This window comes from Pseudomonas fluorescens NCIMB 11764 (assembly GCF_000293885.2).
In the GTDB taxonomy this organism is placed as follows: domain Bacteria; phylum Pseudomonadota; class Gammaproteobacteria; order Pseudomonadales; family Pseudomonadaceae; genus Aquipseudomonas; species Aquipseudomonas fluorescens_B.
This window is the reverse complement of sequence record NZ_CP010945.1, coordinates 2381230-2404777: the sequence shown is the minus strand read 5'-3', so window position 1 is coordinate 2404777 and position 23548 is coordinate 2381230. Positions and strand designations below refer to the sequence as shown.

Annotated in this window: 18 protein-coding genes; 11 read left to right on the top strand and 7 right to left on the bottom strand. The window is 61.0% G+C overall.

Annotation, left to right across the window (positions count from 1 at the left end; all coding sequences use genetic code 11):
* The first annotated feature begins 252 nt into the window (after positions 1 to 252).
* The 11 genes from B723_RS10895 (at position 253) to cmoB (ending at position 13820) form a co-directional block, all read left to right on the top strand.
* A complete protein-coding gene (locus B723_RS10895; protein WP_017340277.1) occupies positions 253 to 984 on the top strand; it encodes a GntR family transcriptional regulator in 732 nt (243 codons plus the stop codon).
* Between the two features lie 31 nt (positions 985 to 1015).
* The gene (nagA, locus tag B723_RS10890; RefSeq protein ID WP_017340278.1) at positions 1016 to 2122 is read left to right on the top strand and encodes an N-acetylglucosamine-6-phosphate deacetylase; all 1107 of its coding nucleotides are present in this window, start codon (positions 1016 to 1018) and stop codon (positions 2120 to 2122) included.
* Positions 2115 to 3125, top strand: coding sequence for an SIS domain-containing protein (locus tag B723_RS10885; protein WP_017340279.1), 1011 nt, complete (start codon positions 2115 to 2117; stop codon positions 3123 to 3125). The genes nagA and B723_RS10885 overlap by 8 nt, the downstream gene beginning before the upstream one ends.
* 32 nt (positions 3126 to 3157) lie before the next feature.
* Complete coding sequence (ptsP, locus tag B723_RS10880) at positions 3158 to 5674, top strand: phosphoenolpyruvate--protein phosphotransferase (RefSeq protein WP_017340280.1); 2517 nt, start codon at positions 3158 to 3160, stop codon at positions 5672 to 5674.
* Between the two features lie 32 nt (positions 5675 to 5706).
* Positions 5707 to 7422, top strand: coding sequence for an N-acetylglucosamine-specific PTS transporter subunit IIBC (nagE, locus tag B723_RS10875; RefSeq protein WP_017340281.1), 1716 nt, complete (start codon positions 5707 to 5709; stop codon positions 7420 to 7422).
* A 237-nt stretch (positions 7423 to 7659) separates the two neighbouring features.
* Positions 7660 to 10077 carry an endopeptidase La gene (lon, locus tag B723_RS10870; protein ID WP_017340282.1) on the top strand — a complete coding sequence of 806 codons (2418 nt, stop codon included), beginning with the start codon at positions 7660 to 7662 and terminating at the stop codon, positions 10075 to 10077.
* Positions 10078 to 10234: 157 nt separating this feature from the next.
* Positions 10235 to 10711 (top strand): hypothetical protein, encoded by a 477-nt coding sequence (locus B723_RS10865; RefSeq protein WP_017340283.1) that lies wholly within the window; start codon positions 10235 to 10237, stop codon positions 10709 to 10711.
* A 127-nt stretch (positions 10712 to 10838) separates the two neighbouring features.
* Positions 10839 to 11231 (top strand): protease inhibitor I42 family protein, encoded by a 393-nt coding sequence (locus tag B723_RS10860; protein WP_017340284.1) that lies wholly within the window; start codon positions 10839 to 10841, stop codon positions 11229 to 11231.
* A gap of 2 nt (positions 11232 to 11233) precedes the next feature.
* The gene (locus tag B723_RS10855; RefSeq protein WP_017340285.1) at positions 11234 to 11869 is read left to right on the top strand and encodes a lysoplasmalogenase; all 636 of its coding nucleotides are present in this window, start codon (positions 11234 to 11236) and stop codon (positions 11867 to 11869) included.
* 218 nt (positions 11870 to 12087) lie between these two features.
* Positions 12088 to 12867: a carboxy-S-adenosyl-L-methionine synthase CmoA gene (cmoA, locus tag B723_RS10850; RefSeq protein ID WP_017340286.1), complete on the top strand. Its 780-nt coding sequence runs from the start codon at positions 12088 to 12090 to the stop codon at positions 12865 to 12867.
* Positions 12864 to 13820, top strand: a complete 957-nt coding sequence (gene cmoB, locus B723_RS10845) for a tRNA 5-methoxyuridine(34)/uridine 5-oxyacetic acid(34) synthase CmoB (RefSeq protein ID WP_017340287.1) — start codon at positions 12864 to 12866, stop codon at positions 13818 to 13820. The genes cmoA and cmoB overlap by 4 nt, the downstream gene beginning before the upstream one ends.
* Before the next feature lie 111 nt (positions 13821 to 13931).
* On the opposite strand, the gene tadA is transcribed toward cmoB, so the two are convergent.
* The 7 genes from tadA to treP form a co-directional block, all read right to left on the bottom strand.
* On the bottom strand, positions 13932 to 14441 hold the full coding sequence (gene tadA, locus B723_RS10840; protein WP_017340288.1) for a tRNA adenosine(34) deaminase TadA: 510 nt from the start codon (positions 14439 to 14441) through the stop codon (positions 13932 to 13934).
* Entirely contained in the window at positions 14441 to 15817 is a 1377-nt protein-coding gene (locus tag B723_RS10835) for a multicopper oxidase family protein (protein WP_031319079.1), read from the bottom strand. Before B723_RS10835 ends, tadA begins: the two co-directional genes overlap by 1 nt.
* A 125-nt stretch (positions 15818 to 15942) precedes the next feature.
* On the bottom strand, positions 15943 to 16233 hold the full coding sequence (locus tag B723_RS10830) for a PTS transporter subunit EIIB (protein ID WP_017340290.1): 291 nt from the start codon (positions 16231 to 16233) through the stop codon (positions 15943 to 15945).
* A gap of 2 nt (positions 16234 to 16235) precedes the next feature.
* Complete coding sequence (ptsP, locus tag B723_RS10825; RefSeq protein ID WP_017340291.1) at positions 16236 to 18770, bottom strand: phosphoenolpyruvate--protein phosphotransferase; 2535 nt, start codon at positions 18768 to 18770, stop codon at positions 16236 to 16238.
* A 62-nt stretch (positions 18771 to 18832) separates the two neighbouring features.
* Complete coding sequence (locus B723_RS10820) at positions 18833 to 20056, bottom strand: maltoporin (RefSeq protein WP_031319080.1); 1224 nt, start codon at positions 20054 to 20056, stop codon at positions 18833 to 18835.
* Between the two features lie 95 nt (positions 20057 to 20151).
* A complete protein-coding gene (gene treC, locus B723_RS10815) occupies positions 20152 to 21801 on the bottom strand; it encodes an alpha,alpha-phosphotrehalase (RefSeq protein ID WP_017340293.1) in 1650 nt (549 codons plus the stop codon).
* 112 nt (positions 21802 to 21913) lie between these two features.
* Complete coding sequence (treP, locus tag B723_RS10810; protein WP_017340294.1) at positions 21914 to 23356, bottom strand: PTS system trehalose-specific EIIBC component; 1443 nt, start codon at positions 23354 to 23356, stop codon at positions 21914 to 21916.
* Positions 23357 to 23548 lie beyond the last annotated feature (192 nt).

The window sequence follows — 23548 nt, the reverse complement described above, 5'->3', positions numbered from 1 at the left end:
ATCGCAGCCTTCGGCAGCGCCTGCAGGGTAGATACCATTCCCCCCCGCAGGCGCTGCAGAAGGCTGCGATCTTTGCTTTAAAAAAACCCACCCCTAATACCACTTGAAACCAAAGCGCATTTACGCCGCACAACAGGGCGGGCCTCCCCACGTCCAGAGCAAAGTACTGGCATTGACATGGTATTTAAGTGGTATTAGTTTTCGCTGCACTACCGGGCGACAACATTCCAATATCCGCATCGGACACCTCACATGAATGACCTCCAGGCACTCCGTCCTGACGACACCCAGCCCACGCCGCTGTACCTGCAACTGGCGCGCAATCTGGAAGCGGCGATCCATGCCGGCCAGTGGAAAGCCGAGCAGGCGATGCCGTCGGAGCGCAACCTGAGCGAACTGCTGGGCATCTCCCGCGTCACCGCGCGCAAGGCGTTGGAGGTTCTGTTCGATCAAGGGCTGATCCGTCGCAATCAGGGCTCCGGCACGTTCATCACCCCACGCCTGGAACAACCGCTGTCGCGCCTCTCGGGTTTCAGCGAGATGTTGCGGCTCAAGGGTTTTGTCCCCGGTTCGCAATGGCTGGAGCGTGAAATCACCCCGCCGACCCACGAAGAACTGATCCGCCTCGGCCTGTCACCGAATGACAAGGTCGCGCGGCTCAAACGCCTGCGCAAAGCCGACGACACGGTGATGGCGATCGAGATGAGCACCCTGCCCGCCTCGATCATTCCCCAGCCGCAAGCCGTGGGCGATTCCCTTTACGAATACCTCGACGGCATCGGCAAACCGATCGTCCGCGCCTTGCAGCACATTCAGGCGATCAACGCCTCGGACGAATTCGCCGCGCTGGTCGGCATCGCCCCCGGCACCGCCATGTTGCTGATGACCCGGGTCGGCTACCTCGAAGACAACACGCCGATCGAAGTCACCGACACCTATTGCCGCAACGACTACTACGACTTTGTCGCAGAGCTTCGTAGATAAAGCGCTTCGCTGCTCAAACCGAGAACCGATCATGTCCGAAGACAACATCCTCACCGCCGGCGGCTGGATACGCGGCCGGCTGATTCACGAACACGGCAAGGTCGTGTCGATCCAGGGCGAGCCCTGTGATCCGGCAGACAACGACCTGCCTTACCTGCTGCCAGGTTTCATCGACCTGCACGTTCACGGCGGCGGCGGCAAAGACATCATGGAAGGCGCGACCGCCTTCGAAACCATCACCCGGACCCACGTACGTTTCGGCACGACATCGCTGCTCGCGACCACCATGACCGCGCCAAGCGAAGAGATTTCGAGCGTGCTCAAAGCCGTCGGCGAATTCTGTGAGCGACGTCCCGGCGGCAGCGCCCGGGTGCTCGGCGTGCATCTGGAGGGCCCGTACATCAACCCCGGAAAACTCGGCGCCCAACCGAATTTTGCCCACACCGCGTTGATGGCCGAAGTCGAAGAGTACCTGGCGCTGGCGCCGATCCGCGTCATCACCATTGCCCCGGAAATCGCCGGCCATGACGCCTTGATCCGTGCCCTCAGCGCTCGCGGCGTGCGCATGCAAATCGGCCACACCCTCGGCAGCTATGAGGAAGGCGTGGCGGCGCTGAACGCCGGCGCGACCAGCTTCACCCACCTCTACAACGCCATGAGCCCGCTGCACCACCGCGAACCCGGCATCGTCGGCGCGGCGCTCGCCCATGCCCAATATGCGGAACTGATTCCGGACTTGCTGCACGTGCACCCTGGCGCGATCCGCGTGGCCCTGCGTTCGATCCCGTGCCTGTATTGCGTCACCGATTCCACCGCCGCTGCCGGCATGCCCGACGGTGAATACAAACTCGGCAGCCACACCGTGACCAAATGCCTGGGCGGCGTGCGCTTGCCCGACGGCACCCTGGCCGGCAGCACGCTGACCATGGATCAGGCCCTGCGCAATCTGGTGAAGATCGGTTTGCCGATCAGCGAGGCCTCGCAACGTCTTTCGCAATTTCCCGCCGACTACCTCGGCCTCACTGAACGCGGACGCCTGCAACCCGGCGCCTGGGCCGACTGCGTGCGGCTTGATCGCTCACTCACACTGACCGCCGTCATGGTCGAAGGAGAAGACATTGACTTCAAAAATGCTTGAAGAGGCGCTGTCCTCGTTCGAAGCCGTGCAAGCGCAATTGCAGCAGCTCGACCCGCAGATGATCGAGATCGCCGGACGCCTGCGCCGTCAGCCGCCGCAAGTGGCGATGACGGTCGCTCGCGGCAGCTCCGACCATGCCGCCAGTTACTTCGCCTACCTGACCATGCAGCAACTCGGGATTCCCGTGGCGTCGATGCCGATGTCGGTGGTGACCATGCAGCAAGCGCCCTTGAAGGTCAGCGGGCAGGTGGCGTTCGCGTTCTCGCAGTCCGGGCAGAGTCCCGATCTGGTCAACAGCCTGCGCTTGCTGCGCAAGCGCGGCGCCTTGAGCATTGCCATGGTCAACGCCGAGAGCTCGCCGCTGGAAGCCGCGTGTGAGTTCAGCCTGCCGCTGTGCGCAGGGACGGAAAGCAGCGTCGCCGCGACCAAGAGTTTTATCGCCACCCTCAGTGCCAGCGCCCGCCTGATCGCGCACTGGAAACACGACGAGGAATTGCTGGAGGCCGGCCTTGCGCTACCGGACGGTTTGCGCGAGGCCGCCCGACAGGACTGGAGCCTCGCCATCGATGCACTGCGCGATTGCCAGCGTCTGATGGTGATCGGTCGGGGTGCCGGTTTTGCCATCGCCCAGGAAGCGGCGCTCAAATTCAAGGAAACCTCGGCGATCCAGGCTGAAGCCTTCAGCAGTGCCGAAGTCCGTCATGGGCCGATGGCGCTGATCAACGAGAACTATCCATTGCTGGTGTTCGCCCCACGCGGCGCCGAACAGGCGGGTTTGCTCAGCCTCGCCGCCGACATGCGCCAACGCGGCGCCCGTGTGTTGCTGGCCGCGCCGGATGACATCGCCGAACGCGACCTGACCCTGACCCGCGCCGAACACCCCGCCCTTGACCCGATTCTGGCGATCCAGAGTTTCTATGTCATGGCCGCCGGTTTGGCAGTCGCCCGTGGCATGGACCCGGATCAGCCACGGCATTTAAGCAAAGTGACGCGCACGCACTAAGCGAAGAACCGCATTTTTAATGAGACCGAGCCATGCACAACAATAATAAAGAGCTGACCCTCAGCGCCCCGCTCAGCGGCCCGGTGCTTACACTTGCCAAAGTCCCGGACCCGGTGTTCGCCAGCGGCGCCATGGGCGACGGTATCGCCATCGATCCGCTGAACGACACCCTTCATGCGCCCTGCGCTGGCGTGGTGGTGCATGTCGCCCGCACCGGCCACGCCATCACCCTGCGCGCCGACAACGGTGCCGAACTGCTACTGCACCTGGGCCTCGACACCGTCGAATTGCAGGGCGAAGGGTTCTCGATGCTGGTCAAGGAAGGCGCACGGGTCAGCAACGGCCAACCGCTGTTGCGCTATGACCTGGACAGGGTCGCGCAGCAGTGCAAAAGCCTGGTCAGCCTGATGATCCTGACCAACAGCCAGGACTTCCAGGCCCGGCCGATCACGCTGAAATCAGTGAAGGTCGGCGAGCCGTTGCTGCACATCATTCGTCGGCAGGCACCGGGGGCGCAGGCTGAAACGGATTTGTCCGGGGAAGCGTTTGTCGGCCACATTCGTATCGCGCATCGCGGCGGCCTCCACGCTCGCCCGGCAGCGCTGATTCGCCAGACCGCTCAGGGTTTCAAAAGCAAATCGCAGCTGCACTTCGCCGGTAAATCGGCGACCTGCGACAGCCTGATCGGGCTGATGGGCCTGGCCGTCGGCGAGCAGGATGAAGTTCAGGTCAGCTGCCAGGGCACGGACGCCGAAGCGGCGCTGCAAGCGTTGTTGATCGCGTTATCCACCGCGCTGGCCGAAGACAGTCACGCGGTTGCGCCAGCACCGGTTGACCGACGCAACCGGACGGCTGAAGCGGGTGTACTGCATGGTGTCTGCGCCGCTCCCGGCCTGGTCAGCGGGCCATTGTTTCGCTTGAACGCCATCAGCCTGCCGATGGATGCCGGCAGCCACGACCCCGCACAACAACTGCATGCCCTCGATACCGCGCTGACCGTCGTGCGCAGCGAAATCGGCAGCACCCTGGCCCAAGCCAAAAAGCACAAGCGTACCGACGAAGAAGCGATTTTCGCTGCCCACCTCGCGCTGCTCGAAGACCCCGCGCTGCTGGATGCGGCGAACGCCTCCATCGACCGGGGCATGGCCGCGACGCACGCCTGGAGCCAGTCGATCGACCTGCAATGCGAGGTGCTTGCGCAACTCGGCAGTCCGCTGCTGGCCGAACGCGCCAACGACCTGCGCGACCTCAAGCAACGGGTGCTGCGAGCCTTGCTCGGCGAAACCTGGCATTACGAAGTACCGGCCGGCGCCATCGTCGCCGCCCATGAACTGACTCCATCCGATCTGTTGCAACTGAGCCATCAAGGCGTCGCCGGGGTGTGCATGGCCGAGGGCGGGGCAACGTCCCACGTAGCGATTCTCGCCCGCGGCAAAGGCTTGCCGTGCATGGTCGCGCTGGGTTCGACACTGCTGGATCAGCAACAGGGCCAAGCGGTGGTGCTGGATGCCGACAGCGGTCGCCTGGAACTGCTGCCGACTGCCGAACGTTTATCTCAAGTGCGTCAGGCACAACTCGACCATCAGCAGCGCCGCGCCGAGCAACAAGCCCAGGCACATCACCCGGCATTGACCCGCGACGGCTTGACCATTGAAGTCGCCGCCAATGTCGCTTCCAGCACTGAAGCCGCCGACGCGCTGGCCCATGGCGCCGATGGCGTCGGCCTGCTGCGTACCGAGTTTCTGTTTGTGGACCGCAACACCGCTCCGGACGAAGAAGAACAGCGCAGCGCCTATCAAGCCGTGCTCGACGCCATGGGCGAGAAGTCGGTGATCATCCGCACCATCGACGTGGGTGGCGACAAGCAACTCGACTATTTGCCGCTCCCCGCCGAAGCCAATCCGGTGCTCGGTCTGCGCGGCATTCGCCTGGCGCAGGTCCGCCCGGAAATCCTCGATGAGCAACTGCGAGCGCTGCTGCACGTCAGCCCGCTGTCGCGCTGCCGGATCCTGCTGCCGATGATCACCGAAGTCGACGAGCTGCTGCACATCCGCCAGCGCCTCGACGCCTTGTGCTCTGAACTGGGTGTGAGTGAACGCCCGGAGCTGGGGGTGATGATCGAAGTCCCGGCCGCCGCGTTGCTGGCCGAGCAATTGGCCGAGCATGCGGACTTCCTGTCCATCGGCACCAACGACCTGTCGCAATACACCCTGGCCATGGACCGCGACCACGCGGGTCTCGCTTCGCGGGTCGATGCGATGCACCCGGCGCTGCTGCGCTTGATCGCTCAGACCTGCGCCGGTGCGGCGGTGCATAAGCGCTGGGTCGGCGTGTGCGGTGCGCTCGCCTCTGACCCGCTGGCCACGCCGGTCCTGATCGGCCTGGGCGTCAGCGAGCTGTCGGTCAGCCCGGTGCAGGTTGGCGAAATCAAGGACCGCGTCCGTCACCTCGACGCCGCCGAATGCCGACGCATCAGCCAACGCCTGCTCAAGCTGAGCAGCGCCGCAGCTGTGCGTCATGCCTGTCACCAGCAATGGCCTCTGAGCTGAACAACAACAAAAAGAATCCAGGGAGATCCGCCATGTACCAATATTTCATCGAAGGCCTGCAACGCCTCGGCCGCGCGCTGATGCTGCCGATCGCGATCCTGCCGATCGCCGGCCTGTTGCTGCGTCTGGGCGACACCGATCTGCTGAACATCGCAATCATCCACGACGCCGGCCAGGTCATCTTCGCTAACCTGGCGATGATCTTCGCCATCGGCATCGCGGTCGGTTTTGCCAAGGACAACAACGGCACCGCCGGCCTCGCCGGGGTGATTGGCTACCTGGTGATGATCTCCACCCTCAAGGTGCTCGACGCGAGCATCAACATGGGCATGCTCGCCGGGATCGTCAGCGGCTTGATGGCGGGCGCGCTGTACAACCGCTTCAAGGACATCAAGCTCCCGGAATACCTGGCGTTCTTCGGCGGTCGGCGTTTCGTGCCAATTGTCACCGGGTTCGCCGCTGTCGGCCTGGGCGTGGTTTTCGGCTTGATCTGGCCACCGATCCAGCACGGCATCAACAGCTTCGGCACCTTGATGATGGAGAGCGGCAGCTTCGGCGCTTTCATCTTCGGCGTGTTCAACCGCCTGCTGATCGTCACCGGGCTGCACCATATCCTCAACAACATGGCGTGGTTCGTCTTCGGCAACTTCACCGACCCGACCACGGGCGCGGTCATCACCGGCGACTTGACGCGCTACTTTGCCGGTGACCCGAAAGGCGGCCAGTTCATGACTGGCATGTTCCCGGTGATGATCTTCGGCCTGCCCGCCGCCTGCCTGGCGATGTATCGCAACGCCTTGCCGGAACGGCGCAAAGTCATGGGCGGGATTTTCCTGTCGATGGCGCTGACCTCGTTCCTGACCGGCGTGACCGAGCCGATCGAATTCGCCTTCATGTTCCTCGCGCCGCTCTTGTACCTGCTGCATGCGCTGCTGACGGGGCTGTCGATGGCGATCACCAACCTGCTGAACATCCACCTCGGTTTCACCTTCTCCGGCGGCTTCATCGACATGATTCTCGGCTGGGGCAAATCCACCAACGGCTGGCTGGTGGTTCCGGTCGGGTTGGCGTATGCGGTGATCTATTACGTGGTGTTTGATTTCTGCATTCGTCGGTTCAATCTGAAAACGCCGGGCCGTGAAGAGGTCGCCACGGCCGAGAAAGCGGTGGTGGCCGAAAACGAACGGGCCGGGGCGTACATCAAGGCGCTGGGTGGTGCGCAAAACCTGATCACCGTGGGGGCCTGCACCACCCGGTTGCGGCTGGACATGGTCGATCGCACCAAGGCCAACGATGCCGAGTTGAAAGCCCTGGGCGCGATGGCCGTGGTGCGCCCGGGCAAGGGCGGGAGTTTGCAGGTGGTCGTCGGGCCGATGGCCGACAGCATTGCCGACGAAATTCGCTTGGCAATGCCGGCGCTGGGCCGCGCGGTGATTTCCACGCCGCCAGCCGCGATTGACGCGCCTGCACCGGCCGCCGTGGCGACGCCGGAAGCACAGCAATGGCTGAACGCGCTGGGTGGCGGGGATAACGTGCTGCAGATGGATTGCGTGGCCATGACCCGGATTCGCCTGCAACTGGCGGATGGCAAGGCGCTCTCAGAGTGTGATTTGAAGGCGCTGGGTTGCCAGGGGGTCAGTCAATTGGAGGGCGGCGTCTGGCATCTGTTGGTTGGCGACAGGGCCGCGAGTCTGAGTGATGCACTGGAGGTATTGGTCAATCGCAGCGAGGTGAGCGCCAAGGTTTAGGCCTTCAGCGCCTGAAACACCGCCTTCGCTAGCAAGTCAAATCGTCGCGCCGCCGCTCCCGCCGTTGAAACGCATTCACCGGGGGGAGCGAGCCCTGCTCGCGATGAGGCCCGGACAAGTGCTATCAATCTCAAACCCTGTCCAAAACCTGAACACACATCACGAAATACCCCGCGCCATTGAAACCACCCCCCACCTGCCCCATCTAAGACCCATACCCCATTGCGCAGGTGCCCCATGAGCGACCAGCAAGAATTCCCCGAAGACCCGAGCGAGTACGCCGACCCCGAGAACGCCGAACACCACTCCACCGGCAAAGGCCTCGCCCTGCCCGGCCAGAACCTGCCGGACAAGGTCTACATCATCCCGATCCACAACCGCCCGTTCTTCCCGGCCCAGGTGCTGCCGGTCATCGTCAATGAAGAACCGTGGGCTGAAACGCTGGATCTGGTGAGCAAATCCGATCACCACTCCCTGGCCCTGTTCTACATGGACACGCCCCAGGAAGACCCGCGCCATTTCGACACCTCGGCCCTGCCCCTCTACGGCACGCTGGTCAAGGTGCATCACGCCAGCCGCGAAAACGGCAAACTGCAATTCGTCGCCCAGGGCCTGACCCGCGTGCGCATCCGCACCTGGCTCAAGCACCATCGTCCGCCGTACCTGGTGGAAGTCGAATACCCGCACCAGCCGACCGAGCCGACCGATGAGGTCAAGGCCTACGGCATGGCGCTGATCAACGCGATCAAGGAACTGCTGCCGCTCAACCCGCTGTACAGCGAAGAGCTGAAAAACTACCTCAACCGCTTCAGCCCCAACGATCCGTCGCCCCTGACCGACTTCGCCGCCGCCCTGACCTCGGCGACTGGCAGCGAGTTGCAGGAAGTGCTCGACTGCGTGCCGATGCTCAAGCGCATGGAGAAAGTCCTGCCGATGCTGCGCAAGGAAGTCGAGGTCGCGCGTCTGCAAAAAGAGATTTCCGCCGAAGTGAACCGCAAGATCGGTGAGCACCAGCGCGAGTTCTTCCTCAAGGAACAACTGAAGGTCATCCAGCAAGAGCTGGGCCTGACCAAAGATGACCGCAGCGCTGACATCGAACAGTTCGAGCAGCGTCTGGAAGGCAAGATCCTGTCGACGCAAGCGCAAAAACGCATCGAAGAGGAAATGAACAAGCTGTCGATCCTCGAAACCGGGTCGCCGGAGTACGCGGTCACCCGCAACTACCTCGACTGGGCCACCTCGGTGCCATGGGGCGTGTACGGCGAGGACAAACTCGACCTCAAGCACGCGCGCAAGGTCCTGGACAAACACCACGCCGGCCTGGACGACATCAAGGACCGCATCCTCGAATTCCTCGCGGTCGGTGCCTATAAAGGTGAAATCAGCGGCTCCATCGTGCTGTTGGTGGGTCCGCCCGGCGTGGGCAAGACCAGCGTCGGTAAATCCATCGCCGAATCCCTTGGCCGGCCGTTCTATCGTTTCAGCCTCGGCGGCATGCGCGACGAAGCCGAGATCAAGGGCCACCGCCGCACCTACATCGGCGCGCAACCGGGCAAACTGGTGCAGGCGTTGAAAGACGTCGAAGTGATGAACCCGGTGATCATGCTCGACGAGATCGACAAGATGGGCCAGAGCTACCAGGGCGACCCGGCCTCGGCGCTGCTGGAAACCCTCGACCCGGAACAGAACGTCGAATTCCTCGACCACTACCTGGACCTGCGTCTGGACCTGTCGAAAGTGCTGTTCGTCTGCACTGCCAACACCCTCGATTCAATCCCCGGCCCGTTGCTGGACCGGATGGAAGTGATTCGCCTGTCGGGTTACATCACCGAAGAAAAAATCGCCATTGCCAAGCGCCACTTGTGGCCCAAGCAACTGGAGAAGGCCGGCGTGTCGAAAGGCAGCCTGGCCATCAGTGACAGTGCCTTGAAAGCCCTGATCGATGGCTACGCCCGTGAGGCCGGGGTGCGCCAGTTGGAAAAACAACTGGGCAAACTGGTGCGTAAAGCCGTGGTGAAGTTGATCGACGAACCAAAAGCAGTGATCAAAATCGGACCGAAAGACCTCGAAGCCTCACTCGGCCATCCGGTGTTCCGTAACGAGCAAGTGCTGTCGGGTACCGGTGTGATCACAGGCCTGGCCTGGACCAGTATGGGCGGCGCGACCCTGCCGATCGAAGCGACGCGGATTCACACGCTCAACCGGGGCTTCAAACTCACCGGGCAACTGGGCGACGTGATGAAAGAGTCGGCGGAAATCGCCTACAGCTATGTCAGCTCCAACCTGAAGTCGTTTGGCGGGGATCCGAAGTTCTTCGACGAAGCCTTCGTCCACCTGCACGTCCCGGAAGGCGCCACCCCGAAAGACGGCCCAAGTGCCGGCGTGACCATGGCCAGTGCCTTGCTTTCGCTTGCACGCAATCAGCCGCCGAAAAAAGGCGTGGCCATGACCGGCGAACTGACGCTGACCGGGCATGTCTTGCCGATTGGCGGGGTGCGTGAAAAGGTCATTGCGGCGCGGCGGCAGAAAATTTTTGAATTGATCTTGCCGGAGCCTAACCGTGGAAGCTTTGATGAGTTGCCGGATTACCTGAAGGAAGGGATTACCGTGCATTTCGCCAAGCGTTTTGCGGATGTGGCGAAAATTTTGTTCTGACAGGATGTTCGCCATCATGCATGCACTGCAAGTGTGCTGGCGAACTACTCTTATTCCTAATAAAGCTAAGTAACTGTCAGATATGACAGTTACCTCCTATTGAATTGATCGCCAAACTCCAACTCGACAATGGCTCACTATCAAAAGGAATTAGCACATGACGGTAGATGAAATCAGCCCCGCTGCCCAGGACCTGTTCGCCGTAGATGGCAGGATGAAATTCAGCGCCGGCCGGATTGCAGTCGACTCACCTGATTTGGAGTATCGTCTTTTAATCCCGGACGAAACAACGATTGCGGGTTTTCAGAACCGGGGCTTACCTGGCGAAAAGCAACTGTCGTTTACTTTCAGCAAAGACATCAAGAGTGGCACTCACACCCTCGGGGAAGAGGGATCACCTTTCCGTGCAGCGAACTTCCATGAAAGGCTTAACGATATACTGGGCCCTAAATCCCTCGAGCATTACAAAGCAATCGAAGGCAAAGTAGTCCTGACCGTTTTGGGCAACTTGCCTTATCAAATGGATTATCTGGTCAACTCCTTCGAACTCACCGTAGAGTCGTTGACGACCGGTAAAACCTTCGGGATTTTAGGAAATTTTCTAAGTCAAATGACCTACTCCTCTGCGAAGTAGACCTGACTGCACATCTACGGGCGCTAAACAGGTACCAAAGGATCGCGCCCGTAGCTCCTCACGTCACAATTTGTCTCATCTTCAGTTATGCTCGCCGTTCGTCGTGAATGCCGGAGCCACTGACCTTATGTCCCCCACCCGCTTGTTTGTCCCCCTCGCCCTCGCTTTGCTGGCCGCCTGCGCCACGCAACCGAAACAGAACGTGACCGTGGAAAAACAAAGCGAATGCCCGGTGAAACTCACCAGTGGGCAAAACCTGATCCTGACCCTGCCGAGCAACCCGACCACGGGTTACCGTTGGGCGATCCAGGATTCGGCCGGTGGCGTATTGCGCTCGCTGGGGCCGGAGGTGTATCGCAACCCGGAAGATGCCGGTGTCGTGGGTGCGGCCGGCGTATCGACCTGGCGCTTTCAGGCGTTTGCCGCCGGTTCGGGGCGCTTGCGCCTGACTTCGCAACAGCCTTGGGCCCCGGAAGTGCCGGCGGTGGAAACCTTCGACTGCGCGATTTCGGTTAACTGATCGTGGGCTGGCTGATTCTGGCGCTGATGGGCGCGGTGACTTTTCTCTACGGCCTGAGCGTGCATGCTGCGTTGCTTTGCCTGCTGGTCAAACCGCTGCCCGTGCTGGCCTTGCTCGGCTGGCTGCACGACGCGCCGCCCAGCGAATATCGGCGCTGGATCAGCCTGGGCCTGATTTTTTCCCTGCTTGGCGATGTGTTGCTGGCGTGGCCGGGGGATTTGTTCGTGTTCGGCCTCGGGGCGTTTTTGGTCGCGCATCTGGCGTATCTGAAAGCGTATTTGAGTGATTGCCGACGATTGGCGGTGTTGCCATTGATCCTCGCGCTGGGCGTTGGCGCTTTGCTGCTGGGGATTTTGATTGCCAATGGTCTGGGCCCCCTGCTGATCCCGGTGATTGTCTATGGCCTGGCCATCAGTGCGATGCTTTGGCGGGCGCTGGCTCGCCTGGGCACCGATGTGCCCAAACGCTCGGCGCTGCTGGCGGCGGCCGGTGCGCTGGCGTTTGTGTTTTCCGATAGCGTGATTGGCATCAATCGATTTGTCGCGCCGTTTCATGCCGCGCCCTACGTGATCATCCTCAGCTATTGGCTGGGGCAATGGGGGATTACGGCGTCGGCGTTTTCTCAAAAACAACGCTGATCCCTGTGGCGAGGGAGCTTGCTCCCGCTCGGCTGCTCAGCAGTCGCAAACCCGGCTACTCCGGTGCATCGATTGAAACGCGATTGAATGGTTTTGGGGCTGCTGCGCAGCCCAGCGGGAGCAAGCTCCCTCGCCACAACAGCCCTTTCACCACTCAAACTGCATGAGCCAGGCGGTTTATCAGACAACCCGCGCATCCCCGCGCCAAGTTGGCTAAAATGCCGGCCTTTTCCACCTACGCCGCTGGAACCGCCGTGAGCAAAGAACCCGATCGCCTTTTCGCCCAGCCTTTGGCCCAGGTGCCCGACTTCGCCTTTAACGAGGACGTGGTGCGGGTGTTCCCGGACATGATCAAGCGCTCGGTGCCCGGCTATCCGACCATCGTTGAAAACCTCGGCGTGCTCGCTGCGCAATTCGCCCAGCCCAACAGCGTGCTCTACGACCTCGGCTCGTCCCTCGGCGCAGTGACTCAGGCGTTGCGCCGTCACGTGCGCACCGATGGCTGCCGCGTCATCGCTGTGGATAACTCCGTGGCGATGGTCGAGCGCTGCCGCGAGTACCTCAACGGCCAGGATTCGATGTTCCAGGAATTGCTGCCGGTCGAAGTGATCGAAGGCGACATCCTCGCTTTGCAATTCCAGCCAGCTTCGGTAGTGGCGCTGAACTTCACGCTGCAATTCATCGCCCCCGAGCAGCGTACCGCGCTACTGAGTCGCATCCGCCAATCGCTGTTACCCGGCGGCGCGTTGATCCTCTCGGAGAAGCTGCGCTTCAACGACCCCGAAGAGCACGCGCTCCTCACCGACCTGCACGTCGCGTTCAAACGCGCCAACGGCTACAGCGAACTGGAAATCGCCCAGAAGCGTAGCGCCATCGAAAACGTCATGAAGCCCGACAGCCTCGAAGAACACCGCGAGCGCCTGCTGGCCGCCGGGTTTTCGAAAGTCGTGCCGTGGTTCCAGTGTCTTAACTTTGCCTCGTTGATTGCCTTGCCATGATTGATCTGTCCCCTCTCGCCCGCCGTCTGGCCGGCACACCGCTGGCCGACTGGGCCAATACCTTGCAAGCGCAACTCGACAAGAAAATGGAAAAGGGTCATGGCGACCTTGAGCGCTGGCAAAGTGCGCTGGACGCCTTGCCGAAGATCCAGCCGAGCGAGGTCGACTTGCTCAACGGCCTGAGCCTGGACACAGATTGCGACGATGCAACCCGTGCGCAAATGCGTACGGCGCTGATGGGTTTGTCGCCGTGGCGTAAGGGTCCGTTCGATCTGTTTGGCGTTCACGTCGACACTGAATGGCGTTCGGACTGGAAGTGGTCGCGCGTTGCTCCGCATCTGGACCTGAAGGGCAAACGCATCCTCGATGTCGGTTGCGGCAACGGATACTACATGTGGCGCATGCTTGGCGCCGGTGCAGACAGCGTGATCGGCGTCGATCCCAATTGGCTGTTCTTCTGCCAATTCCAGGCCGTTCAGCGCTATTTGTCCGAGCCCAATGCCTGGCACCTGCCCTTCCCCTTCGAAGACCTGCCACCAGAGCTCGAAGGCTTCGACACGGTGTTTTCCATGGGCGTGTTCTATCACCGCCGCTCACCGATCGAGCATTTGCTGGCCTTGAAGGACTGCCTGGTCAAGGGCGGTGAACTGGTGCTGGAAACGCTGGTGATCGAAGGCGATCAGCAGCAGGTGCTGGTGCCGGAAGATCGTTACGCGCAGATGCGTAACGTGTGGTTTTTGCCGTCGGTGCCGGCGCTTATGCTCTGGTTGCGGCGTGCCGGCTTCACGGACGTGAAGTGCGTGGATGTCAGCGTGACGACCGTCGAGGAACAGCGCGGGACGGAGTGGATGAAGTATCAGTCGTTGAGTGATTTCCTCGATCCGGAAGACCACAGCAAGACGATTGAAGGGCTGCCGGCGCCGATGCGTGCTGTCATCGTCGCCCGCAAGTAAACACCAGCTCCCTGCCACTGGAGATCAAAATGTGGGGCTTGCTCGCGAAAGCGGTGGATCAGTCAACAGATCTGTTGAATGTTAATCTGCATTCGCCAGCAAGCCCCCAGATTAGTTTTGTGTTGAGTCTGAAGGCTTGGCTCTTCGGGCCTTGAAGAACTCGCTCAAAACCGCCCCGCATTCTTCCGCCAACACACCGCCCTCATACAACACCCGATGATTCAAAAAGCCTTGGGTGAAGAACTGTCCCTGGCTCTGCACAATCCCCGCCTTGGGCTCCAGCGCGCCATACACCACCCGCGCAATCCGCGAATGCACGATCAGCCCGGCGCACATGCTGCACGGCTCAAGCGTCACGTACAGCGTACTGCCCGGCAGGCGATAATTGCTGGCCGCCAACGCCGCGGCGCGGATGGCGACCATCTCGGCATGCGCACTCGGGTCGTTGCCGCTGATCGGACAGTTGAAGCCTCGACCGATGATTTCACCGTCCTGCACCAGCACCGCGCCCACCGGCACTTCACCCAGCGCCGCGCCTTGAGCGGCCAGCGCCAGGGCTTCGCGCATGAAGTCGCGATCACGACTGCGGTCAATGATCGCCGCGGGACGAATCTGTCGCATCACGCCACCTCGATGGCGGCCATCAGGCCGGTTTCCATGTGGTCGATCACATGGCAATGGAACATCCACACCCCAGGGTTATCCGCCACCAGCGCCACTTGTGCACGCTCGTTCTTGCCCAGCAGGTACGTGTCGGTGAAATACGGGATGACCTTGTGCCGGTTCGAGGCAATGACCTTGAAGCTCATGCCGTGCAGGTGAATCGGGTGCTGATACTGAGTCATGTTTTTCAATTCAAAAATGTAGCTCTTGCCCTTCTCGAGCTTGGCAATCGGGCGGTCGGCGCAGGTCTTGTCGGTGATGTCCCAGGCCTTGCCGTTGATCTGCCACAGGCTCGGCGGCTTGCCGTTGTCGACATTCACCGACACCGAGCCGACCCATTCGAAATTGAAGTTGAGTTTCTCGGCATTGGCCAGGTCCGGCTCGGCCACCGGGTTGGCGGGCAATGCGGGCGGCCACTGGGTCTGTGCATCGCTGTTCGCCACTGAGCGGAATGTGCCCAAACGCACCGGGCCGTTGCGCAGTGATAATTCTTCGCCGGCCGGCGGCGCCTTGATCGCCAGGCAAATACGCATGCCCGGGCCAAGCCAGTACTCCTTGCCCAGCGGACGTGGCTCGACAGGATTGCCATCCAGCGCGTAGATCTGCGCTTCGACGCCGGGGATGTTGAGGCGATAGGTCAGCGTATTGTCGAGATTGAGCAGACGCACGCGGGTGATCTGCCCGGCGGGCAAGTCAATCACCGCTTGCGCGACACCATTGATGGTCGACAGGCGCCCCGCCGTGCCGCCTCGGGCCGCCTCGCGAGGAATACTGAACGCGACGAACGCACCTTCTTCATCAACGTGCCAGCTCTTGAGGCTCAGAGTCTTTTCGTACTTGAAACCGGTCGGCTCGCGTTCTTCGACGATCAATGGGCCAACCAGCCCGCGACCGAGTTCTTCGCTGCTGTTCACGTGCGGGTGATACCAATAGCTGCCGGCATCCGGCACGCGGAATTTGTAATCGAAGTATTCACCCGGCAGCACCGGCAGTTGCGACACGTAGGGCACGCCATCCATTTCCAGTGGCAAACGGATGCCATGCCAGTGAATGGTGGTCGCCACCGGCAGGTGATTGATGAAACGCACCCGCAGCCATTCACCCTGACGAACCCGCAACTCGGTGCCCGGCGCCGATGGGCCGAACGCCCAGGCTTCGGTCTTGTGCCCGGCCACCAGTTCGATGTCCAGCGGCGCGGCGATCAGCTCATAGTCGTGGCCCGCGTCGGCATCGGCTATCTTGCCCAGCCAGTACCGCGACGCGCCTCCCACACCGACGCCAACGACAACAAGACCGGCCAGGCCACCGAGGATTTGGCGACGGGTAAAGGACATGAACTCAACTACCTCACGTATCAGCGACAGGTCCGCAGACCTGCAAAAGGCGAATACGATACACCTGCGGATGAGAAACAGTAAGGGCGACCGAGAGACGCACATCATCGGTGGCGAAGGATCGGTTATGGCTGAAGACCAATGATCAGGTGCACCACCCCGCCCTCCAGCATCATGACGCCAGGCACACCGGCCAGATTCAACGCCTGCCGATTCATCCGCCCCACGTCGCGCAATTCCACGCGAACCCGGGTCAGCGCCACAGGCTGCTGCGACGTGAGGTTATCCACACCACCCAACGCGGCCACCACATTTGCTGCCAGGCCAGGCACCGATGGCACAGCCACCTTCGGTTCATCCACAATCAGGTCCGGCGTCAAGGCTTTCCAGAATGCCTGCTGCATTTTCTCGAACATGTTCAGTTCTCCATCACCAATGAGGTTTCGACCGCCGCGTCGCAATACAGCCGCAAGGCCTCGCGCACTTGTCCGGCACTTTCCAGGCCCAGGACCTGTTGGGCGATGGCCTGGCAATCCACCAGGTCCACTGTGCGAACCGTCGCTTTGACCGCCGGAATCAACGGCACACTCACCGATAACTCGTCCACCCCCAGGCCCAGCAAGAGCGGCGTGGCCAAGGTTTCCGAGGCCAACGCGCCGCAAACGCCCACCCACTTGCCGTGGGCATGAGCGGCTTTCACGGTGCTGGCGATCAGTCGCAGCACCGCGGGATGAAAACTGTCAGCCTGACTGGCGAGCCGCGGATGATCACGGTCCATGGCCAGGGTGTATTGGGTCAGGTCGTTGGTGCCGATGGAGAAAAAATCCACTTCGGGCGCAAACAGGTCCGCCATCAACGCGGCCGCTGGCACTTCGATCATGATCCCCAGCTTCGGCAGTTCCGTGAGGCCCAGGGCCAGCGCCTCCTCTTCGAGCAGTTGCCGGGCCACACGCAACTCCGACAGTTGCGTCACCATCGGCAGCATGATGTGCAGACGGGTCTGGCCCGCACAACTCAGGATTGCCTTGAATTGATCGCGCAACAGTTGCGGACGCTCCAGGCACAGACGAATCCCGCGCACACCCAGAAAAGGGTTGGTTTCACTGTCCATCGGGACATAGGCCAACGGCTTGTCACCGCCAACATCCAGGGTGCGCACCACCAGGTTCCGCGCAGGCCCGAGGGCTCGGGCGATGGCGCTGTAGGTGGATGCCTGCTCGTCATGGCTCGGCGCATGATGGCGATCCAGATAGAGAAACTCCGAACGCAGCAAACCGACACCCGCCCCTCCCAGCGCCATGGCCTGTTCGGCTTCCGCCAGCGAAGCGATGTTGGCCGTCACCTCGACAGGGTGTCCGTCGCGGGTACAGGCAGCCAGTGACGCCTGCGCCAACTCCTGGTGTTGGCGTTGCTGTGCAAGCTTGCGTCTGGCTTGAAGGTGTTCGATGGCGGCCAGGTCCGGGTCGATCTGCAACTCTCCCTTATCGGCATCGAGCAACACCTGGGTGCCGTTGACCAGCGCCAGCACTTGCACCGGCAACCCGCAAATCGCCGGCAAACCGAATGCCCGCGCCAGGATCGCGACGTGGCTGGTGGCGCCACCACCGACCGTGGCAAAACCCAGCACCTTTCGGGTATCAAGCCCGGCGGTCTGGGACGGCGTCAGTTGTTCAGCAATCAGGATGGCCCCATCAGGCAACTCCAGCTCGCGTTCCCGCACGCCGAGTAGCAACTTGAGCACTCTCTGACTGACATCGGCCAGGTCTGCCGCCCGTTCGGCCAGCAGCGCATTGCCCAGGCTTTTGAACAAGGTCGCTGTCGATTCGGTGGCCGCGCGCCAGGCGAATCCGGCACTTTTGCCTTCGTCGATCAGCACCTGAGCCACTTCCAACAAACCCGGGTCTTCGAGCAGTTCCTGATGAGCCCTGAAAATCTCTGCCTGGGCATCGCCCGCGGCGTTGTCGCGCATCTGCTGCAAAGCTGAAATGGCCTCGGTCAACGCGGCGGACAGATGATCGCGCTCAACCTGCGAACCCTCACCCCATTCGCTCACCACAAGGGCCTGCTCGGCGATCTGCACCACCTGGCCAAATGCCGCCCCCGCCGAAGCACACACCCCACGCAGCACCTTGGGCGATGAAATCTCCAGAGGCACCGGCGCAACATCCGCCATCACAGTCACTGTCTCGCCACAACCCGCGGCCAGCAGCTCCGCCAGCGTCTTGATCGCCGCCTCGGCATCCGGGCCGACCGCACTGACTTGCACAACGTCGTGGTGAGCTGTCTGCAACGCCATGATCGCCACCAGGGATTTCGCGTTCGCACTCGCCTGCTGTTTATGCAGATGAATGCTGGCCGAGAACCCTTTCGCCGCCTGGGCGAACACCGCCGCAGGACGGGCGTGCAAACCGTTCAGGTTGGGTAACGTCACCGGTTTGGAGAACAGCGCCTCGCCCTCTTGCGCCACGGACACACCCGCTGTCTGCTCGACAGCGTTCAACCCCAGCAGCGGCTGACCACTGTCTACCCACCCCGTTTGCGCCGCCAGCCAAGTGAACGGCTCGCCGCTGACCACCAGCATCAAGGTCAGCAGGCTGCGTGCATTCAACGCAACAAAATCGGCATCGAACTCGATCAGCGCCTGCCCGACGTCAACCTGCTGCCCCTCCTCCACCAATCGCGTGAACCCTTTCCCGGCAAGGTTCACCGTGTCGAGCCCGATATGCATCAACACCTGCACGCCATTTTCATTGGTGATGCTCACCGCATGCCCACTGGCCTGCACATTGCTGACCACCCCCGCCAGCGGCGCACACAATGTTGTTGAAGCCGGATCGATGCACAGCCCATCGCCGATGATCCGGCTGGAAAACACCGGATCGGGCACAAGGTCCAGAGGCATCAGTACGCCGGACAGGGGTGCGTGGAGCTGCAATTGTTGGGGTATGGCCATGACGTCACCTGCTGTTTTGTTCTTTGAAGTGCCGATGGAGCGCGACGCCCCGACAGCATCGCTTATTTCCACCAGTACTCGACCTGCAATCCGACGTTCGCACCGTGCCGCGCTGTGCCGAAGGCTCCGGTGTCGGACAACGCTGAACCCGCTGCCAGTTCATTGGCCGCACGCTTGGCCGCCTCGTTCCAGCTGGCATAGGTGTAATACAAGCGCACTTCGGGTCGAGCCCAGAATTCAGGGCCCTTGGGCGACCAGGTCGGGGCGAAGGTGAACTTGCTCAGTTTGCGCGTGCCACCCGTGGCGTCGACCTGATCGTGGCCCAGTTCGGTCACCAGTTTGAACTGCTCGGTGATCGCGTACGCAGGGCGAATCCCCAGGGAAATCCAGTTCTGGTCGGCACCGTCCGGGCGAATGTCTTTCTGGTAAACCGCCTCGACCTGCCCACCAAATCGTGGCGTCACTTGCCAGTCGAAGAACTCCACCACCCGGTAACTTTTGTTGCTGTCGTCCAGCTTTACGTTACCGGTATAACCCAATCCGGTGCCTGGGCCTTCGCCATACTGGAAAGCCAGTTTGTTCTTGCCGCCCAGAAAACCCTTTTGCACATGCTGGGTGGTGATTGCCCAGCCGCGATGAGCGTCGCGGCTGTCAGGTTTGTCGATGTAGCTCAGGCCAAACTCCAGCTCACCGCCGGGGTTGGTGTTGAATCCAGCCACGTTGAAGTCGTGACGATTGATGTAATCCTTCTGGTACAGGTTGTCCTTGCGCGAAAAGGCGTAGCTGTATTTCAGATCGCCGATCAGCACGTCCTCGATGCCGCCGCCGGTGGCGCTCTGGTTCCAGTAGTAAAAGTCGGAAATGTGGATGTCGTTCCGTTTGTAATAGCGGCGACCGGCCCACAGCGAGCCGCCGTTGAGGCCGGGCATGTTCGACCATTGCCCGTACAGCTGCGGCAGGCGCACCGAGCCGTTGTCACCCTTGAACGTCAGGTCCTTGTCGTACTGGTTATACAGCGAGGCCATGCCATCGACACTGAGCACCGAACCGTCATCCAGGGTGTACACGTCCTGACGAAGTTCCAGTTCCCCATAGTGCTCGCACTCGTTACCGAGGCGGTATTTGGTCTGTGCTCCGGGCAGCTGGAAACACTGTTGTTTACCACTGTTGACCGATGTCCCGACACCGCTGCGCAGGTAACCGCCGAACTCCAGCGCATGGGCCGACCAAGGCAATGCCAGGCAGACACTCGCGGCGACAAGGCTGCGATTTATTGTTGTTTTCAAGAACCACCCCATTATTTTTATTGTGTCGTTCCGCAAAATCAGCGCGCAAAACTCCCCCGCGCAGCGTTCTGCGTGTTTTTTTGAAGTCGGTGTTTTTAGTGGTCGGTCAGGTGCAAAACAAACGATTCATACGCTCGTAAAAACACCTGTCGATTTCGCGGCGGACAGTCCGGGTAGTTGCAGATGACCAGGCGCTGGGTCATGAGTTCGGTGATCACTCCATCCGGCAATTCAACTTCGCAAGGCGCCCCGTAGAAGTTGTTCAGTACCAGCAAACGTTCGCCGTTTCCTTCCCGTACATACGCCCAGACATGCGCATGCTCAGGCAGCAACTGACGGTAAATACCATCGGACATCAGCGCTTCGGTACGCCGCAAGTTGATCAGCAGACGGTAGTGATGCAGCACTGAATCCGGGTCGTCGAGTTGAGTGGCGACGTTGATCTGCGCCGAGTTGGCCGGCACGCCGATCCAGGGTTCCACCGCGCTGAAACCGGCGTTCGGTTCGCCATTCCAATGCATCGGCGTACGGCCGTTGTCGCGGGACTTCTGCATGATCGCCGCCATGTTGTCGGCATCGCTCGCACCCGCCTCGCGCTTGAGGCGGAAGATGTTCAGGGTCTCGACATCGCGGTATTGATCGATGTGATCGAAACCCGGATTGGTCATGCCCAGTTCTTCGCCCTGATACACAAATGGCGTGCCCTGGAGAAAATGCAGCGCAGTGCCGAGCATCTTCGCCGACACCACACGATGCTCGCCGTCATGACCAAACCGCGAGACCACCCGCGGTTGGTCGTGATTACACCAGAACAGCGCATTCCAGCCTCCGCCGGCCTGCATGCCGGTTTGCCAGTCGGAGAGGATGCGCTTGAGTTCAAGGAAGTCGAAATCAGCGCGAATCCACTTCTGCAGGTTCGGGTAATCGACCTTCAGGTGATGGAAATTGAAGGTCATCGACAGCTCCTTCGACTCCGGTCGCGAGTAGCGAATGCAGTGTTCGAGGCTGGTAGACGACATCTCGCCGACATTGATCAGGTCATGGCCCTCGAACACTTCGCGGTGCATTTGCTGCAAGTATTCGTGAACATTCGGGCCGTCGGTATAGAAGCGTCGGCCGTCGCTATCGTCGTCGGGAAAGTCCGCCGGTTTCGAGATCAGATTGATCACGTCCAGACGAAAACCACCCACGCCTTTATCGCGCCAGAAACGCATCATTTTGAAGACTTCGGCGCGTACCTTCGGGTTGTCCCAGTTCAGGTCGGCCTGGGTGTGATCGAACAGGTGCAGGAAGTACTGACCGGTCTGCGCCTCGTATTCCCACGCCGAACCGCCGAACTTGGATTCCCAGTTGTTTGGCTGATCGCGCCAGATGTAGAAGTCGCGGTATGGGTTGTCGAGACTGCTGCGGGCCTGTTGGAACCAGGCGTGTTCGATCGAGGTGTGGTTGACCACGATATCGAGCATCAACTTGATCCCGCGCTTGCCGGCCTCGGCAATCAGCAAATCACAATCGGCCATGGTGCCGTAGCTCGGATCGATGGCGTAGTAATCGCTGATGTCGTAACCGTTGTCGCGCTGGGGTGAACGCAGGAACGGCGTGATCCACAGGCAATCGACGCCCAGCCAGTGCAGGTAATCGAGCTTGGCCACGACGCCGAGCAAATCACCCGTGGGGTTGCCCGCGTGGCTGTGAAAACTCTTCGGGTAGATCTGGTAAATCACCGAACGTTGCCAGTCTTGCATGGCGGATTCCTTCAGTAAGATTTGTACTGGCCTTTCGGGCCTCTTCGCGGGCAAGCCCGTTCCCACAGTGACCGCATTCCATGTGGGAGCGGCGGTGCGACGATGCGATCTATCAGGCGACCCGATACCCAGGCCGAACAATCTTCATGCTCAACCCGCAGGTCAAAACAAACGGCACGACCATGGCGATGATCATTCCGATCACAAACATCGGGATGAACTGCGGGATGATCGAGATAAATCCGGGCAAGCCGCCGACACCGATGGCCGATGCCTGGACCTTGTTCAGCGACAGGAAGATGCACCCCAGCGCCGAACCAATCAGTGCGGCGTAAAACGGAAACTTGTAGCGCAGGTTGACCCCGAACATCGCCGGTTCGGTGATGCCGAAATAGGCCGAAATCGCTGAAGTCGACGCCATGGACTTGTCCCGCGCATTACGGGTCATGTAGAACACCGCGAGCGCCGCGCTGCCTTGGGCGAGGTTGGACATGACGATCATCGGCCAGATAAAGGTGCCGCCCTGGGTCGAGATGAGCTGCAAGTCGACCGCGAGAAACATGTGGTGCATGCCGGTGATCACCAAGGGCGCGTAAAGCAGGCCGAAGATTGCACCGCCGACCATCGGCGCCAGATCAAACAGGGTGACCACACCTTCAGTGATGAGAATCCCCAGATGCCGGGTCACCGGGCCAATGACCGCCAGGGCCAGCACGCCGGTGACCACGATGGTGGTGATCGGCACCACCAGCAATTGCACGGCATTAGGCACTCGCGCCCGCAGCCATTTTTCGATGACGCTCATCACGTAGGCCGCCAGCAGAATCGGCAGGATCTGCCCCTGATAGCCGACCTTTTCGATCTGGAACAAACCGAGAATGTCGAAATACGGCAGGCTCTGGCCGTCGAGACCTGCGACGGCCTTGCCGTAGTTCCAGGCATTGAGCAGGTCGGGGTGAACCAGCATCAGGCCGAGCACGATGCCGAGAATTTCGCTGCCGCCAAACCGCTTGGCGGCTGACCAGCCCACCAATGCAGGCAGGAACACGAACGACGTGTTGGCCATCAGGTTGATCAGGCTCCAGAGCCCGTCAAGCCTGGGGTAAGCGTCCAGCAGGGTCTGGCCCTCGATGAACATGCCCTTGGCACCGATGAGGTTGTTGATGCCCATCAGCAGGCCCGCAATGATCAGCGCCGGCAGGATCGGCATGAACACATCGGAAAACACCCGCACCAGACGTTGCACGGCGTTTATCTTGTCGGCGCTTTTCTGTTTGACGTCGGCGATCGTTGACGCAGCAAGGCCGGTTTGTTGGCGCAGTTCTGCGTAAACCTTCTCCACCTCGCCGGGACCGATGACCACCTGGAACAGACCGCCGGTAAAGAATGAGCCTTTGACCAGATCAATCTGGTTAAGCGTGGCGCTGTTGACCCGGCTCGGGTCCTTGAGGGCAAGGCGCAGGCGTGTGACGCAATGCGCGGCCTGCTCGAGGTTGTCGCTGCCACCGAGGCTTTGCAGCAGCTCGCTGACGATGTTCGGATAGTCGTGGCTCATGCTTGTTTTTCCGCTGTGGTTTTTTGTTATTGGCAGCACGCCGAAGCGAAAAGTACTCGTCTGTACGAGTTAAATCAACAACTCGTACAGACGAGTTTGAATTTGTTTATTTACAACCCGACAGGCGGCGATTTTTCCTACCCTCACAAATGCTGAAATCCCAAAGCCGCATGGACAAACCCCTACCCTGCC